Raw genomic sequence first — 16,150 nt, 5'->3', positions numbered from 1 at the left:
GATTCTCGGTTCCGTATTTATTACGTGTCAGGCAGTTAAGCCGGTTTTGATAGCCCAAAGAACTCGCGGGCCGTTGACTCATCACGCGCAATTTGCGCTTTCAGTTCATCCAGCGAGCCAAATCGCTGCTCGTTGCGTATTTTTTTACGCAGTATTACATCTATATGGCGTCCGTAAAGGTCCATTACAACGTCCAGGATATGAACTTCCAGCTGCTGGCGTACGCCTGCAACCGTTGGGCGCGTGCCAATATTGGCAACGCCGGGTAGTAATGTATTACCTAAACCGACCACCTCTACCGCATAGACCCCTTTAACCGGGGAAACCTGACGACGTAGCGGTAAATTCGCCGTCGGAAAACCTATGGTGCGTCCCAGTTCATCACCGTGAACGACGCGCCCGGAAATACTGAACGGGTGGCCCAGTAACGCTTCGGCAAGCTGAAGGTTATCGTCTGCCAGCGCCTGGCGTATCGCCGTGCTGCTCACGCGCGCGCCACCGGTACAAAATGTTTGTGTACTGGTGACGTCAAAGCCGTATTGTTGCCCGGCCTTCTGTAATAACAAGAAATCGCCCTGTCGACCAGCACCAAAGCGGAAGTCATCCCCGACAGCAAGAAATTGCACGCCCAGTTTGTCGACCAGCAGGTCACTGACGAAATTTTGCGCCGTTAATGCTGCAAACCGGCGGTCAAAGCGGACACAGAGTACGTAATCCACACCTGATTTTGCCAACAGGTGCAGTTTTTCACGTAAACGGGTCAGGCGTGCCGGGGCCTTGTTACCTGCAAAAAGTTCAAGCGGCTGCGGTTCGAAGATCATCACCACAACAGGCAGGCCACGCTGGCGGCCCTCCTCGCTAAGCCCTTGTAATAGCGCCTGATGACCACGATGAACGCCGTCGAAATTACCAATAGTCAGCACACACTTTTTCGGTGCCTGGCTGAGATTATGTATGCCGCGTATCAGCTTCATGTCTGGCTCAAAACAGTGAAAATCGTCGGATTATACCTTGTACAACGTGCAACGTTAACCGACGATTGCCTGATGGCGCCAGAAAGGGGAAGGATTTCATTAAGCTGCCCACCATTGGTACGAAAAACTGGCCTGGTTAACGATTTTTATCGTGGAAAAGCTGTATTCATCGACAGCAAGCTGGTAGAATCCTGCGCCATCACTACGTAACGAGCGTTGTATTTAACGGCGCTTATTTGCACAAATCCATTGACAAAAGAAGGCTAAGAGGGCATATTCCTCGGCCTTTGAATTGTCCATATAGATCATATTTGGGAGTTGGACCTTGGCTAATATCAAATCAGCTAAGAAGCGCGCCGTTCAGTCTGAAAAGGCTCGCAAACACAACGCAAGCCGTCGCTCTATGATGCGTACTTTCATCAAGAAAGTGTACGCTGCGATTGAAGCTGGCGACAAAGCTGCTGCACAGAAAGCATTTGACGATATGCAACCGATCGTGGATCGCCAGGCCGCTAAAGGTCTGATCCACAAAAACAAAGCTGCACGTCATAAAGCTAACCTGACTGCACAGATCAGCAAACTGGCTTAATCGCCCGCTTGTTGTGCTTTGTAAAAAGAACCCGCTTAATGCGGGTTTTTTTATGCCTGCTATTTATCGTCGATAGCGAATAACGTTTGTAATCCCCGCATGCCCTCTTCCGTAAAGGTCACTTCCCGATAGCCCGGCGTCCGAAGGAGCCACCCTTTTTGTTCAAAGTACTGCAGCAGTAGCGCCCCCGCCTGTCCGCCAAGATGAAAACGTCTTTCGCTCCAGTCGAGGCAGGCACAGGACAACCTGCGGGTGGTTTTTTCTGCTAACGGCAGACCGATACGGGAGAACAATGCCATCCCCTGGGCCGTTAGCGTGCCGCCATCCTCCGCTATCTCCCCTTTCTTCTGCAGAGCATCATAGATTTTTACTGCCAGTTCACCGGCAAGATGATCGTAGCAGGTACGCGCTCGTCTTAAGGCCACGGGCGTTCGGGTTGTGGGAGGATTTACCCGCCGCCAGGACACCCCCATCATCTGCTCAATGAGTTGTGCAATGTCCTGCCCGGCAAGACGGAAGTAACGATGGCGCCCCTGGCTCAGGCAACTGACTAAATGACTGGTAAGTAACTTACTAAGATGGGCGCTGGCGGTGGAGGCCGAAATATCGGCCACCGTACTAAGCTCAGTGGCGGTCCATGCGCGCCCGTCCATGAGCGCGCAGAGCATTTTAACCCGCGAAGTATCGGACATCGCGGCAGCGACCACCGCGATTGAGCGTTCAGGCGCATCGTCCTCCGCAAGCGGCTCAGGATGACTCGCAGTCATGAACAGTGACCTCCCAGGGTTCTGTGGCCTCACTGGCGACGGCCGGATTATCGGTCACCAGAATAAGTTGATTAGCATGATCGCTGTACTGTACCAGGATATTCACTCCACGTAACGCCAGTGCAGCGGCAATTTCCCCTAACTCGCCTGGCCGTTCCTGCTTCAGCTTACGGATCAGTGGGCGTGACACACCACCCACCTGAAAACCCGCCGCGTCCAGCACCGCCTGCGTCCTTACCCCCTCTGCAACCAGAAAATGGGCATGGGCTTCGTTTCCTGTGGTAAAAACGCCCCCACCTTCAAGGCCAATGCCATTGCTGCCCAGCGTCTTACCCAATTTCTCCAGTTCACCCGGTGCGTTCTTCAGAATCACATGAATATCGTACATTGCCTTACCCCCGACTTTCCGACGAATATTCACGCTGAAGTCGGGCGATACGAATGCGATAATACGAGAAAATGGCTTCCCGACCTTCACTCTGTGCCGCGCGATGAAAGTGGTTCTTCTTCCATTCAAGAACCGAAGCCTCGTCACGCCACCAGGATAATGAAAGGATTTTGCCAGGCGTGGTCAGACTCTGGAACCGCTCCAGGTCGATAAAGCCATCAATCCTGTTCAGGAGTGGCTTGAGCTGCGCTGCAAGTTCGAGGTATCGCGCCTGTTTTTCGACAATCGCCTCTGCTTCAAAAAGTACCGCTATCATGATTTATCACCTCTATGAATTAACGGTGATAAATGTACGGCACGGAGATCAGAATGCTTCGTCGCTTAGCGAAACATGTCGTAACGCGTCACAGGCCGCGAAAGAGCGAGGCGTAATCGCGATTGCAGATGCGCTGCACCGCCGGATGCTGAATCATACGTTCGGCGAAGATGGCGTGATACTCCTCCATCACATTCTCCACCCGCCCGATTTCCAGCATAGTGTCGTCAGAATAGAAGTCCTGCGCATACAGCGTGGGGGCAACAAATATGGCGTTGTGCGCCGCGCCAAAGGATTTCATCAGTGCGGCGTCATCAAACTCACCGAGAATCTCAACATTGAGTCCCTGCGAATTAAACCAGTTCAGCAGCTTTCTGCCGAGCATTGAACGGCGCCCGGGAATCAACAGCCGGCGCTCTTCCAGACAGGCCGGAAACGCCTTTTTTAACGCCGGTTTCTGACACCAGAAACTGACGCTGCACTCGCCGATCTTTACCGAAAACAGCCCTTCCTGGTGCGTAGAATCAATGGGACAGTCGGAGATAATCATGTCGAGCTTGTGCTGGCTGAGCTGTTCAAGAAGCATTTCATGCGTCGATTCAAAGCAGCGCAGGTGAATGGGCTCCCCTTCCTGCACGGCGGCATCAAGAATGCCACTGACCAGCGTTTTTGATAACGCATCCGCCACGCCCACATCGAAAAGCAGATGTGACTCTTTGCGATAGTTAACGATATCAAGCATTTCCTGACTGAGCGTGAACATCTTGTCCGCATAGCGAAACACCAGCTCGCCAAGTTCCGTGGGTTCCAGCCCTCTTCCCCGGCGCTTAAAGAGTTTCCCCTGCAACCGCTCCTCCAGCGATTTGATCTGCCCGGTGATGGTTTGCGGCGTCAGGAATAGTACCTCTGCAGCCCCGACAACCGAACCTTCCCGGTAGACATGCCAGAAATAGTACAAATGGTTGTAGTTAATGTTCGACATCGCCGCTTCGCTCCCGGAGTAAAATAACGGGAAGGCGGTCACTCGCCTTCCCGTCAGAGGTTAACGGACGATCCGTGTGCGCAACAGGCAGTAACCTATAATGGCAGACAGAACAGAGCCCGTCAGGATCCCCAGTTTCGCCCAACCGACGCTATGCGGGTCGGCATCACCGAAGGCTAACGTGGCGATAAAAATGGACATGGTAAAGCCGATGCCGCACAACACGCCTACCGCCATGATTTGCTTAAAGGCCGCGCCTTTAGGGAGTTTTGCCAGGCCCAGCCGTAATGCCAGCCAGCAGAAGAGGGTGATACCGACCGGTTTGCCAATCAGTAAACCGGCGATGACACCCAGCGGCAGCGCGGAGGTCAGGCCGCCTAACGAAACACCGTCCAGCGACACGCCGGCATTTGCGAAAGCAAATAATGGCAGAATAAGCCAGGCCACCCACGGATGAATAACCTCAACCAATTGCCGGGCGGGTGAAACACCGTCCTTCTCCTTCAACGGAATAAAGAAACCCAGAATGACGCCCGCCAGCGTGGCGTGAATCCCTGACTTGAGCACTGCCGTCCATAACACCAGCCCCACCAGGATATAGATACCGGTGCGCCGGACATTCAAGATATTAAGCAGCGCCAGCGCGACGATAGCAGCCGCTGCTACGCCCAGGGCCATCATCGACAGGTCACTGGTGTAAAAGAGGGCAATAATGATGATAGCGCCCAGATCGTCGATGATTGCCAGCGCCATCAGGAACACTTTCAGTACAACGGGAACACGATTACCCAGCAAAGCCAGTACGCCCAGGGCAAAAGCAATATCGGTCGCCGTTGGAATAGCCCAGCCATGGCTGACTACCGGATCGTGAAAATTGAACGCCAGATAAATCAATGCTGGTGCCACCATGCCCCCGAGGGCAGCGATGACGGGAAATATCGCCTGCTGACGTGTGGCCAGTGCGCCCTGCACCAGTTCATACTTCACTTCCAGGCCCACCATCAGGAAAAACACCGCCATCAGCGCATCGTTGATAAAGAGCAGCATGTTTTTGTTGATTTCAAGCGCGCCCACTTTGAAGGCGACAGGCGTGTCCAGAAAGGACTGATACCCTGCCTGAGTAAAAGAGAGATTTGCGCAAAGCATCGCCAGCACAGCGGCAATAATGAGGACAATGCCTCCCGAAACATCGCTACTAAAGAAGCGTTGTAAAAATTTCATGATTTTCTCCCGATAAACGGCTCCCTGAAGGAGGGCCATATTACCGCGTAAGAAAGCTCGATAAAATCAGATAATTTTTGAGGATAAACTCGGTTTAACCGAGTTTTTTTAGCGCTACGCCCCCCGATTAGCTTCACTCGTTTTCTCGAATGCGCCCTCTGCATCGCCACACCAGAATCTCATGCCAGCATTTTTTGATTGTATTCATAGCGGAGGTAATCGAGCACCCTGCCAACATTTGCCGGGGAGAGGCGCTGCATTTGGCCGGAAAAAGGATGCGATTCAATGAAATGAATAAATCGTGTCGCGGGTAACAACGTCGCCTGGCTAACCTGACTCATTTTTTTATTGCCCGTCAGGTTTGAAACGCCCATTGCATACTCGCGATGAGAAAAATAGCGCCATGCGTTGTTGCGTATTCCCCCTGCCAGAAAATAACGAGGCGGGTAATGTTGGTCCGTTCGCTGAATGCCTCGTTCGGTGACAAACGAAATGTGGCATCGACCGCGATTCACATCGCTATAATTCGCCATCAGGCACCCTCCAAAAATAAAGCATTCATGCTCAAGAAAGTGCAGCACATTGAGGGAACGTTCATCCGTCAGACGTTTAACGAGCTCAAAATGCCGATAGGCAGGTAAAACCGGCTTAACAAGCATACCTGAATCATTTTTCCATAGCTTCGCCGCGCCATAATCAATATCGAAAAGCAGGCCACGCCTTGCCGTCATCTTCTCTTTTCGCTGCACAAGATGCACAAGGGTTCCAGGAATGGGGCGTTCTGCGAAACGGGAAGAATACTGGTAGACACTATCCACAGGAAGCGGTGAGTAGTTAGTCGAGACAGCGACGATATTGCCACTCCCCACTTCAGCCGTCACCAGCGTGTAAAGCTTATTCTCTGAATCATTAAAATTGAGCGTAAAAGCACGTGTACTGAGCGCAATATCAAGGGCGGGGAAACGCAAACCGGACATCTCCCGATTCGCTTGCAGCGATAACCGGGCAAGCTGCCGGGCCAGCGCAGTGTTATCAATCTTAAGTGTTTTGCGTAACTCCGCGAGGGTAACACCTGCGGTAATGGCTTCAGATAATGCCCCCTGAACTTTCGTCTCCCCGTGAGTCGCGGTAGACAAAAAGGTCCGGTTGCAATGTCGGCATAACAGTCTGGCTTTCCCACCTGCGGCATATCCATGCCGTTTCAGCGCTATTCCACCACAATCAGGACACTGTCTGATAATTCCTTTCCACGGGTAATTGACCGCCCCGCGAAAAGCATTGAGGGCCGTCTCTGCAATAAGCGGGAATAAAAATCCGCATTCACGACAGAGAACGTTGTCCCCGAGAGGCTGGTAATCAGGACTTTCCAGTAGACCGATGTTTTTACACCCCACCGTTTTACAGGAGTTCACGTTGATATGTTTAAACATTGCAGTTCCTTCTGAATGTGGGCTGACTACCCTATAACCGTTTGGATATCAGCGGGTGAATAGCCATGTTGAAACAACGTCTTCATGGCCCCCATTAACTCAGCCGTGTGGCTAAAGAAGTACCGATAGCCCTCGCACAGGTAGTTTTGCTGCCTGTCGCCGGTGCGCGAAGGCAAAAAGCGGTGTTTGGGACAGCCGCCATAACAGGCAAAAAGCCACGGACAGGAGTGACACTCACCGGACAGGCTACGATACTTATTGTCTGCAAAGTCGAGATTCTGTTCCCCATTATTCATTTCTTTTAGCGAGATTTGGTTGATATTGCCCACTTTATAATCGGCATAAACATAGTGATCGCAGTTGTAAACATCACCATTCATCTCCAGCGCAAATGCGCTGCCACAACGCGGGGCAAAAATGCAGACCTGAGGGGGAAGTTCACACCATGCCGCCAGGGTCTGGTTAAACAACTGAACATCAATATGACCAATATCTTCCCGAATCCAGACATCGAAGATTGCGCAAAGAAATTTACCGAACTGTAGCGAACCCACTGACCAGGGCATAACCGAGGTCGAGTGTGCGTCAGGATGGGCCAGCGGCTTCGCATCACATCCACTGCTGCGTCGTTCCACCAGAGGGATGAATTGCATGTGTTTACTGCCTTTCTCTTTAAGATAACGATAAACGTCAAGCGGTCGGGAGGCATTAGTCTGGCTGACAACCGTCAGGGTATTAAACTCAACGCCGTGCTGCACCAGCAAAAAAAGAGCCTGCTCCACCCGGCGATGCGTCGGTTTACCGGAGCGGGTGACGCGCCACTTATCATGCAGCGCGGCATCGCCATCAATTGAAATGCCAACCAGAAACGCGTGCTCCTTAAAAAAAGCGCACCATCGATCGTCTACCAGCACACCATTGGTCTGGAAGGTATTAATAATCCTTTTTCCATTGGCATAGCGTTTTTGTAAGTCGACCGCTTTACGATAAAAATCAATCCCCATCAGGGTCGGTTCCCCGCCCTGCCAGGCGAAGATCACCTCATCAACCTCTTGTGCTTCAATGTGCTGTTGAATCAACTTTTCGAGCGTAACTTCACTCATCCTGAAGTGCTTTTTTCTTGCGGGGTAGAGTTTTTCTTTTTCCAGGTAGAAGCAGTACTGACAGTCCAGATTACAAACTGAACCGGTAGGTTTGATCATCACCTGGCAACTTTTTCTGCGCATCATTTTTGCTCCCTGAAATAAAAATGACCCGATCTCTTCAAAAAAGAGATCGGGCGGGCAGCGCCCTAAGTGGCATAACGTTTTTTTATTATTAAATGCATTAACCCCAGGTCACTGGCGTTGGCTTCTCGCCGCGTGCTTTCATCAGCGAATCATTATCAATATCCTGCTTATATTTCAGGAACTCTTGATAGAGACGTTTTTCTACCTCAGGATTTTTCCCGATTTGATTCATCGTTTCCGCACGATCCTGTTTCAGGTTGTAGAGATATTTTGCTTTCCCCTCCCTGTCGATAATCATCTTCCAGTCACCATCACGCAGCGCCCACTCATCGGTCGGGTCATCCTGGAAGGGCATATCGATACCAAAAATCAGTGGTTTTTGACGCTTCAGTTCCGCTTTTTCAAACACGGGTGCCAGTGACTGACCATCAAGGGTGCGATCTTTGGGCAACTCAAATTTCATCATCTGTGCAAGGGTCGGCATCCAGTCCAGACCAGATGCTGGCGTGTCGGTGACCATGCCTTGTGGCAGATGCTTACCGTATTTAATAATGGCGGGAACGCGTATGCCCCCTTCCCATAGATTATCTTTACGTCCACGCAGGCCGTCGGTTTCCCCGGCCATATTCAGTTCATATACCTTACGAACTTCGCGTGTCACCGGACCATTGTCGCTGGTAAAAATAATGATGGTGTTATCCTCTTCCCCCATCGCCTTAATTTTTTCCAGCACTTTACCCACCTGTTCATCCATGTAACTAATATTGGCGTAGTATTCTCCCGGACCGCGCCAGGGTTTATCAGCCCAGTCGCCGTAGAACATATCAGGATGCTTCTTCTGGTAATCGCTCATATATTGCGAATACATATCGAGATACTTTTTGGGTGAGGCCACCGGGGTGTGTACTTCAGTGAAAGCCACGTACAGGAAGAAAGGTTTCTCACTATTCGTTTTGGCGCGCTTATCCAGCCAGTTAACGGCTTCTGTACTTACCAGCTCACCGCTTAATAATTTGGCCTCTCCCAGCGGTGTGCCATTACGAATAAATCCATCGGGATAGACAGCGCCATAGCGGGGGCGCTCTTTCGCCTTCGCCAACCGCTCATTGGTAATAAACCCACCCGCATGGACCAGGGAGTAATCAAAACCAATGTCCCTGGCCTGAGGCTGGTCAGTACGGTTGGCCCCGGCATTAAGGTGCAGTTTTCCCATCAGCGCAGTGTCATAACCATTTTCTTTTAATAAATTGGCAATCGTCAGTTCATTACGACCAATCGCAACATTTTTACCTTCGGGGATCCATGAACGAATACCCGTCCTGAATGGCATACGCCCGGTCAGTAACCCGGCACGTGAGGGTGAGCATAAAGGGGCAGGCGCATAATAATCGGTAAATTTAACGCCTTCCTGCGCTAATTTATCGATGTTCGGCGTCTTAACAATTTGATGACCATAAGTGCCTAAATCACCATAGCCTAAATCATCAGTGAGAATGATCACCAGATTGGGGCGTTTCACCTCTGCCGCCTGTGCGCATGAGAGTGTGCTGCCGCCGCACAATGCCAGACCAATCATGCTGGCAATAAAAGTTTTTTTCATTTCAGATCCTCTGAATAAAGTTAAAATTCATAGCCCAACATATAAATCATTTGATCACCAAACCCGTCATAGCCGAGCTTATTATCAAAATAGCGCCAGGTAATCGCAGCTTTCCAACGCGGATAAAATTTCCACGCCAGCGTCAGTCCACCATTTATTCCTGTATGACCATGTTGTTGCTCGGCATAAGCATCATTTCTGTCAAATTCAAATTCATGCCAGTTTGATAGCACGAATTTCTGTTCCCACGCTGAAAAGAAATAAGCCGCGGTCCAGCCAAGAACATATCCATTCCAGCCACTGGTTTGCCCATATTGTTGTGATACGTAATCACCAGATTGGTTATGCAAGCCAATGTAAGGTTTAAAAAAGCCCTCTTTTCCTTGCCAGCCTAAATAGCCTAAGCCATAGAACATATCTAAATCATCGCTCCATGAGTTATCCCATTGCCCATAAAGCTTCCCAAAGAAACTGTAATCAGTATCAAAAAGACGAACATGCGCCATAGCAGAAACAGTATGATTTCGCCCCGCCACCGAGTGGTTTAATACGTTGCTCTCAAAGAAAGAATAAATCTCAGCTTCGCGAAAATTGACCCCGAAATCCGCGGTTGCTTTCCAGACCTCTCCACGGTGAACATTCACAAAACCACTGTTCCAGTCTGCATATCCAGCATTAATTGAACCAAACGCACTTTTAAATTCCAGAGATAACGCCGGTAAGCTATACGATGCAGTTGCTGATAATATCGTGCAAACGATAAGTTTTTCCTTCCAGTTGGACACTCGATTATCTCCTGTTGTTATAACGGGTGGTAATAATTCCAAATAAATATTGAAATGAGAAAAACAATGGCAGTAGTTTATAAAAAGGGAGACTTTTGTTTGTGATAGAGATATCACACCGGGATTGATAAATACTCACCCAGAGGGTGGTGTCAGATTATGTTGTTTTTTAATAAATTATCTCATGAAAAACAGAGAGGACGACTCACTTGGTATTCAGGCATCCAAAAAATATCGAACTGAAATGAAGATTACGGGCGGTTCAGTTTTTATTTTACTGACATTTAAAAATAGATTTTGTTACTACCCCAACACAAAGGTCTGGAGTAAATATAGCTCAGGGTTTTAAAAAACATTCAATCATTATTTAAATGAATGCAATTAGCAAAAAAAAGGGCCGCATCAGCGGCCGCAAAAATTGATCACATCTTTTAGCGCGTCAAATCATCAAAGAATTTTTTCACGCCGTCGAAGAAGCTTTTCGAGCGCGGGCTGTTATGCTCACCCGTCGGGCCACCGAAGCTTTCCTGGAGCTCTTTTAACAGCTGTTTCTGCTTGTCGTTCAGGCCAACCGGTGTTTCAACAACCACGCGACACAGCAGGTCGCCCTGCGCGCCACCGCGCACTGACTTCACGCCTTTACCGCGCATGCGGAACAGCTTGCCGGTCTGGGTTTCGCCAGGCACTTTCAGGTTCACGCGCCCATCAAGCGTCGGCACTTCGATCTCGCCACCAAGAGCGGCCATAGCGAAGTTAATCGGCACTTCACAGTAGAGGTTATTGCCTTCACGCTCGAAGATAGCATGCTGCTTCACCTGCACCTGAACATACAGGTCGCCTGCCGGTGCGCCGTGCTCGCCCGCTTCGCCTTCACCCGCCAGACGAATACGATCGCCTGTGTCAACGCCAGCCGGGATCTTAACCGACAGGGTTTTGGTTTTCTCTACGCGGCCATGACCGTGACATTTATTGCACGGATCTTTAATAAGCGTACCGCGGCCCTGACAGTGTGGACAGGTCTGCTGCACGGCGAAAAAGCCCTGACGCATCTGCACCTGGCCCGCACCATGACAGGTTGGACAGGTCTGCGGCTGGGTACCCGCTTTGGCACCGCTGCCGTGGCAAACATCACACTCTTCAAGAGTGGGTATGCGAATCTCTTTGCTGACGCCACGTACCGCTTCTTCCAGCGTCAGTTCCATGGTGTAACGCAGGTCAGCACCACGCGCCGCCCGTTGACGGCCCCGGCCGCCACCAAAAATATCGCCAAACACGTCGCCAAAGATGTCGCTGAAGTCTGCGCCGCCGCCGAAACCGCCGCCACCGCCCCCCATGCCACCCTGTTCAAACGCCGCGTGACCGTACTGGTCGTAGGCCGCGCGTTTTTGGGCATCGGTAAGGACTTCGTAGGCTTCTTTGATCTCTTTAAATCTGGATTCGGCCTCTTTGTCCCCCTGGTTGCGGTCCGGGTGATATTTCATGGCCAGGCGCTTATACGCCTTTTTGATTTCACGCTCTTCCGCAGTTTTGGAAACGCCTAAAATCTCGTAATAGTCTTGCTTTGCCATTGTTTTTTTAAGCCCCTTAACATGCGAGCACGGGCGGAGAGGAAACCTCTTCGCCCGTGCTGATTACTTACCCTGCATCAGGGCGATTATTTTTTGTCTTTTACTTCTTCAAACTCAGCGTCAACAACATCGTCATCTTTCGCATTGTTCGCCGAGGCATCAGCGCCACCCGCCTGCTGCTGGGCATGCTGCTGCTGGGCAATTTCCATCAGTTTCTGGGAAACCTGTGCCAGTGCCTGCATTTTCGCTTCGATGTCGTCTTTATCTTCGCCTTTCAGAGAGGTTTCCAGCGCGCTCAGTGCAGACTCGATAGCGGTTTTATCTTCAGCAGGCAGTTTGTCGCCAGCTTCTTCAACCTGCTTACGGGTGCTGTGCAGCAGATGGTCGCCCTGGTTACGGGTCTGAACCAGCTCTTCGAACTTACGGTCAGATTCAGCGTTCGCTTCTGCTTCGCGAACCATTTTCTGAATTTCTTCCTCATTCAGACCAGAAGAAGCCTTGATGGTGATCTTCTGCTCTTTACCGCTGTTTTTGTCTTTCGCGGACACATGCAGGATACCGTCAGCATCGATGTCGAAGGTCACTTCGATCTGCGGCATGCCGCGCGGTGCTGCGTTAATGCCGTCCAGGTTAAACTGACCCAGAGACTTGTTATCGCTCGCACGTTTACGTTCACCCTGCAGCACGTGGATGGTTACCGCAGACTGGTTGTCTTCAGCGGTAGAGAACACCTGGCTGTGCTTGGTCGGGATGGTGGTGTTTTTGGTGATGAGCGCCGTCATCACACCGCCCATGGTTTCGATACCCAGAGACAGCGGCGTCACGTCCAGCAGCAGTACGTCTTTAACATCACCGCTCAGCACGCCACCCTGAACCGCAGCACCAATGGCAACCGCTTCGTCCGGGTTAACGTCTTTACGCGGCTCTTTACCAAAGAACTCAGCCACTTTCTTCTGGACCATTGGCATACGGGTCTGACCACCGACCAGGATGACATCCTGCACGTCGGAAACAGACAGGCCAGCGTCCTGCAGTGCAACTTTCAGCGGCTCGATAGAACGGTTAACCAGATCTTCGACCAGGCTTTCCAGTTTCGCACGGGTCACTTTGATGTTCATGTGTTTCGGACCGGTCGCGTCTGCAGTGATGTACGGCAGGTTGACGTCGGTCTGCTGCGCAGAAGAGAGCTCGATTTTGGCTTTTTCTGCGGCTTCTTTCAGGCGCTGCATTGCCAGCGGGTCATTACGCAGGTCAATGCCCTGATCTTTTTTGAACTCTTCAACGAGATAGTTGATCAGACGGCTGTCGAAGTCTTCACCACCGAGGTGGGTATCACCGTTGGTTGCCAGAACTTCGAAGGTTTTTTCGCCATCAACTTCGTCGATTTCGATAATAGAGATATCGAAAGTACCGCCACCCAGGTCATAAACCGCGATGGTACGGTTACCCACTTCTTTGTCCAGGCCATAAGCCAGCGCAGCAGCAGTCGGTTCGTTGATAATACGTTTGACTTCCAGACCAGCAATACGGCCAGCATCTTTGGTCGCCTGGCGCTGAGCATCGTTAAAGTAAGCCGGTACGGTGATAACCGCTTCAGTTACCGGCTCGCCCAGATAATCTTCTGCTGTTTTCTTCATTTTTTTCAGGACTTCAGCAGAAATCTGCGGCGGCGCAGTTTTGGTGCCTTTCACGTCAAGCCATGCATCGCCGTTATCAGCAGCAATGATTTTATACGGCATGATAGAAACGTCACGCTGCACTTCTTCGTCCTGGAAGCGGCGGCCAATCAGGCGTTTAATCGCAAACAGGGTGTTTTGCGGGTTTGTCACTGCCTGACGTTTAGCCGGCTGACCAACCAGAGTTTCACCATCCTGGGTATAAGCAATGATAGAAGGCGTGGTGCGATCGCCTTCGGCGTTCTCAAGCACACGTGCAGTAGTGCCATCCATAATCGCTACACAAGAGTTGGTAGTACCCAGGTCGATACCAATAATTTTACCCATCTAAACGTCTCCACTAAAAATTCAGTCAACATGTGGTTGTGAACCTGTAATAAGGGCGAATTACGGTGTTTCAACTACCCACCTTCGCTTTTTTTCAGGCCCACACACTGCGGTTGACTACAAGATGGGGTCGTAACGGCACTCATCAAGGGGGAAGGATTAAAAAATTTTTTAATTTCCACCTGTTCAGATCATAGACACAGGACATGGCGCTATTTATGATGCCGCCGCCCCGCACCCTCAAGACGGATGCAGGGCCTCCTTTCATCATTCAAATTGATTTATTTTGAGGAATTATGGGCAACACTAAGTTGGCTAATCCGGCTCCGCTGGGCTTAATGGGCTTCGGCATGACCACTATTCTGCTTAACCTGCACAATATTGGTATGTTCCCGTTAGATGGCATTATCCTGGCTATGGGTATTTTTTATGGTGGTATCGCACAGATTTTCGCAGGTCTGCTGGAATATAAGAAAGGCAACACCTTCGGTTTAACCGCATTTACCTCTTACGGTTCTTTCTGGCTGACCCTCGTCGCTATTCTTCTGCTGCCGAAAATGGGCCTTGCTGACGCGGCAAACGGCCACTTCCTGGGTGTTTATCTGGGTATCTGGGGCGTGTTCACCCTGTTCATGTTCTTTGGCACGCTGAAAGGCGCGCGTATGTTGCAGTTTGTGTTCCTGAGCCTGACCGTGCTGTTTGCTCTACTGGCCGTCGGTCACCTGGCTGATAACGAAAGCATCGTTCACATTGCGGGCTGGATTGGCCTGGTGTGTGGCGCAAGCGCGATTTACCTGGCGATGGGTGAAGTGCTGAACGAGCAATACGGTCGCACCGTACTGCCGATTGGCGAGCCGCACTAATCACTCCCCTTCGTGCCTGCACTGCGGGCACGAATCCCTTCCCCTTTCCCTATCAGCTTCGATTGATTACCTGTTAAGCCGCTTTATGGGATGATGATCTCCTTCCTCCTTATTAAGACGCGGATGATGATCTTATTACAGGGCAGAACTTACGGGCTTCAACGCTGGGCAGCGCTGCTTCTGACCGGCATGCTGGCTGGTCTTGGCGGCATGTTGTTGGCCATGCTGTTACATGAAATCCAGCACCTCGCCTATGGCTACAGCCAGAACCAGTTAATCAGCCCACAAACCTTTTTAGAAGGCGTCACGGATGCCAGCGCGCAGCGGCGCTTTCTCGTGCTGGTGGCGGCCGGCGTCGTGGCAGGATGCGGATGGTGGTTACTGGCGCGTTATGGCCAAAAGCGCGTCAGCATTGGCGCGGCAGTGGCTGACGCCGGTAAACCCATGCCGCCCCTGACTACCCTTGTCCATATTCTTCTGCAGATCATCACCGTCGCGATGGGCTCGCCGCTGGGACGGGAAGTCGCGCCGCGTGAGGCCGGTGCGCTCTTTGCCGGGGGCGTCGCCCGTCGTTTGTGTTTGACGGCGGCGGATATTCAGCTCATGACGGCCTGCGGCGCGGGGGCCGGCCTTGCTGCCGTTTATAACGTCCCTCTGGCCGGGGCTATCTTTACGCTTGAAGTCCTGCTGGTGCGTTTTAGCTGGGATGCCGCCATTGCGGCACTGGTGACGTCTGCTCTTGCCGCCTGGGTCGCCTCGCTGGGGCTGGGGGATGAACACCAGTATCGTTTTACTACTGAAATCGCTGCGACCTCGTTAGTCTTTTGGGGGGCACTAAGTGGCCCTTTGTTCGGCGCCGCAGCGTATCTTTTCCGTCGTCTCACCCAATACGCCAGAAGCCATGTGCGCACTAACTGGCAGATGCCTGTGATTAGCCTGGTGGCCTTTACGTTGCTCGGCATGGGTACTATCTGGTTTCCACAATTACCGGGCAACGGCAAAGGGGCTGCGCAACTGGCCTTAAGCGGTGAAATGACCGCGATGCTTGCCGTCATTCTTCTGGTGCTCAAAGTGTTCCTGATCTGTGCTGTGATCCGGGGAGGCGCGGCCGGTGGATTGTTGACACCTGGTCTTGCGGTGGGGGGCCTGCTTGGTTCACTGCTGTTTCTGCTTGCCGGGCACCTCTTTCCAGGCAGCGATAAGGAAAGTTTTGCGCTGCTGGGCGCCGCAGGGTTCTTATCGGCCTCGGCCCATATGCCGGTCACCACCCTTGCGTTAATAATGGAATCCACCCGTATGGATCACAGCTTTCTGGTGCCGGTGGCCTTATGTATCGCTGGCGCTTATGCCACCTGCCGGGCGCTGGAGTCCCGCCGGTAAGGTCGTTTTTTGCGCACAACAATAACAGTTCCTAAACGAAGGCGTGATTCACTCC

15 protein-coding genes and 1 pseudogene are annotated in these 16,150 nt (G+C 51.5%); 3 read left to right on the top strand and 13 right to left on the bottom strand.

Features of this window, described 5'->3' with window-relative positions; translation table 11 throughout:
• Nucleotides 1-35 precede the first annotated feature (35 nt).
• The gene (gene ribF, locus KXR87_RS04835; RefSeq protein ID WP_437431120.1) at nt 36-974 is read right to left on the bottom strand and encodes a bifunctional riboflavin kinase/FAD synthetase; all 939 of its coding nucleotides are present in this window, start codon (nt 972-974) and stop codon (nt 36-38) included.
• 7 nt (nt 975-981) lie between these two features.
• Nucleotides 982-1,196: pseudogene (locus tag KXR87_RS04830) on the bottom strand (DUF2575 domain-containing protein).
• A gap of 103 nt (nt 1,197-1,299) precedes the next feature.
• On the opposite strand from KXR87_RS04830, the gene rpsT reads away from it, so the two are divergent.
• The gene (gene rpsT / locus KXR87_RS04825) at nt 1,300-1,563 is read left to right on the top strand and encodes a 30S ribosomal protein S20 (protein ID WP_437431119.1); all 264 of its coding nucleotides are present in this window, start codon (nt 1,300-1,302) and stop codon (nt 1,561-1,563) included.
• A 59-nt stretch (nt 1,564-1,622) separates the two neighbouring features.
• On the opposite strand, the gene KXR87_RS04820 is transcribed toward rpsT, so the two are convergent.
• From KXR87_RS04820 to dnaK, 11 genes are all read right to left on the bottom strand, one after another.
• Nucleotides 1,623-2,330, bottom strand: coding sequence for an ArsR/SmtB family transcription factor (locus KXR87_RS04820; protein ID WP_437431118.1), 708 nt, complete (start codon nt 2,328-2,330; stop codon nt 1,623-1,625).
• Nucleotides 2,311-2,718: an amino acid-binding protein gene (locus KXR87_RS04815; protein ID WP_437431117.1), complete on the bottom strand. Its 408-nt coding sequence runs from the start codon at nt 2,716-2,718 to the stop codon at nt 2,311-2,313. Before KXR87_RS04815 ends, KXR87_RS04820 begins: the two co-directional genes overlap by 20 nt.
• A gap of 4 nt (nt 2,719-2,722) precedes the next feature.
• A complete protein-coding gene (locus tag KXR87_RS04810) occupies nt 2,723-3,034 on the bottom strand; it encodes an antibiotic biosynthesis monooxygenase family protein (RefSeq protein WP_437431116.1) in 312 nt (103 codons plus the stop codon).
• 88 nt (nt 3,035-3,122) lie between these two features.
• Entirely contained in the window at nt 3,123-4,016 is an 894-nt protein-coding gene (gene nhaR / locus KXR87_RS04805; protein ID WP_437431115.1) for a transcriptional activator NhaR, read from the bottom strand.
• A 60-nt stretch (nt 4,017-4,076) separates the two neighbouring features.
• Nucleotides 4,077-5,237 (bottom strand): Na+/H+ antiporter NhaA, encoded by a 1,161-nt coding sequence (gene nhaA, locus KXR87_RS04800; protein WP_437431114.1) that lies wholly within the window; start codon nt 5,235-5,237, stop codon nt 4,077-4,079.
• 179 nt (nt 5,238-5,416) lie between these two features.
• Nucleotides 5,417-6,667 carry a transposase gene (locus tag KXR87_RS04795; RefSeq protein ID WP_437431113.1) on the bottom strand — a complete coding sequence of 417 codons (1,251 nt, stop codon included), beginning with the start codon at nt 6,665-6,667 and terminating at the stop codon, nt 5,417-5,419.
• Nucleotides 6,668-6,693: 26 nt separating this feature from the next.
• A complete protein-coding gene (locus tag KXR87_RS04790; protein ID WP_437431112.1) occupies nt 6,694-7,896 on the bottom strand; it encodes an anaerobic sulfatase maturase in 1,203 nt (400 codons plus the stop codon).
• A 97-nt stretch (nt 7,897-7,993) separates the two neighbouring features.
• The gene (locus KXR87_RS04785; RefSeq protein WP_437431111.1) at nt 7,994-9,496 is read right to left on the bottom strand and encodes a sulfatase family protein; all 1,503 of its coding nucleotides are present in this window, start codon (nt 9,494-9,496) and stop codon (nt 7,994-7,996) included.
• A 20-nt stretch (nt 9,497-9,516) separates the two neighbouring features.
• Complete coding sequence (locus tag KXR87_RS04780; protein WP_437431110.1) at nt 9,517-10,281, bottom strand: outer membrane protein OmpK; 765 nt, start codon at nt 10,279-10,281, stop codon at nt 9,517-9,519.
• A gap of 431 nt (nt 10,282-10,712) precedes the next feature.
• Nucleotides 10,713-11,849 (bottom strand): molecular chaperone DnaJ, encoded by a 1,137-nt coding sequence (gene dnaJ / locus KXR87_RS04775; protein ID WP_437431109.1) that lies wholly within the window; start codon nt 11,847-11,849, stop codon nt 10,713-10,715.
• Between the two features lie 86 nt (nt 11,850-11,935).
• Nucleotides 11,936-13,852, bottom strand: coding sequence for a molecular chaperone DnaK (gene dnaK, locus KXR87_RS04770; protein ID WP_437431108.1), 1,917 nt, complete (start codon nt 13,850-13,852; stop codon nt 11,936-11,938).
• Between the two features lie 296 nt (nt 13,853-14,148).
• On the opposite strand from dnaK, the gene satP reads away from it, so the two are divergent.
• Nucleotides 14,149-14,715 (top strand): acetate uptake transporter, encoded by a 567-nt coding sequence (gene satP, locus KXR87_RS04765; protein WP_437431107.1) that lies wholly within the window; start codon nt 14,149-14,151, stop codon nt 14,713-14,715.
• A 126-nt stretch (nt 14,716-14,841) separates the two neighbouring features.
• Nucleotides 14,842-16,095: a chloride channel protein gene (locus KXR87_RS04760; RefSeq protein ID WP_437431212.1), complete on the top strand. Its 1,254-nt coding sequence runs from the start codon at nt 14,842-14,844 to the stop codon at nt 16,093-16,095.
• The last annotated feature ends 55 nt before the right edge of the window (nt 16,096-16,150 follow it).

It is taken from the genome of Yokenella regensburgei, from assembly GCF_051486985.1.
Taxonomy (GTDB): domain Bacteria; phylum Pseudomonadota; class Gammaproteobacteria; order Enterobacterales; family Enterobacteriaceae; genus CBFFRJ01.
This window is presented reverse-complemented; position numbering and strand designations above follow the sequence as displayed.

Coding starts and splice junctions, on each gene's coding strand:
- dnaJ (WP_437431109.1), bottom strand. CDS start 11,849: ATGGCAAAGCAAGACTATTACGAGATTTTAGGCGTTTCCAAAACTGCG.
- KXR87_RS04785 (WP_437431111.1), bottom strand. CDS start 9,496: ATGAAAAAAACTTTTATTGCCAGCATGATTGGTCTGGCATTGTGCGGC.
- KXR87_RS04760 (WP_437431212.1), top strand. CDS start 14,842: ATGATCTTATTACAGGGCAGAACTTACGGGCTTCAACGCTGGGCAGCG.
- nhaR (WP_437431115.1), bottom strand. CDS start 4,016: ATGTCGAACATTAACTACAACCATTTGTACTATTTCTGGCATGTCTAC.
- KXR87_RS04815 (WP_437431117.1), bottom strand. CDS start 2,718: ATGTACGATATTCATGTGATTCTGAAGAACGCACCGGGTGAACTGGAG.
- KXR87_RS04820 (WP_437431118.1), bottom strand. CDS start 2,330: ATGACTGCGAGTCATCCTGAGCCGCTTGCGGAGGACGATGCGCCTGAA.
- KXR87_RS04790 (WP_437431112.1), bottom strand. CDS start 7,896: ATGATGCGCAGAAAAAGTTGCCAGGTGATGATCAAACCTACCGGTTCA.
- ribF (WP_437431120.1), bottom strand. CDS start 974: ATGAAGCTGATACGCGGCATACATAATCTCAGCCAGGCACCGAAAAAG.
- nhaA (WP_437431114.1), bottom strand. CDS start 5,237: ATGAAATTTTTACAACGCTTCTTTAGTAGCGATGTTTCGGGAGGCATT.
- KXR87_RS04810 (WP_437431116.1), bottom strand. CDS start 3,034: ATGATAGCGGTACTTTTTGAAGCAGAGGCGATTGTCGAAAAACAGGCG.
- KXR87_RS04795 (WP_437431113.1), bottom strand. CDS start 6,667: ATGTTTAAACATATCAACGTGAACTCCTGTAAAACGGTGGGGTGTAAA.
- satP (WP_437431107.1), top strand. CDS start 14,149: ATGGGCAACACTAAGTTGGCTAATCCGGCTCCGCTGGGCTTAATGGGC.
- dnaK (WP_437431108.1), bottom strand. CDS start 13,852: ATGGGTAAAATTATTGGTATCGACCTGGGTACTACCAACTCTTGTGTA.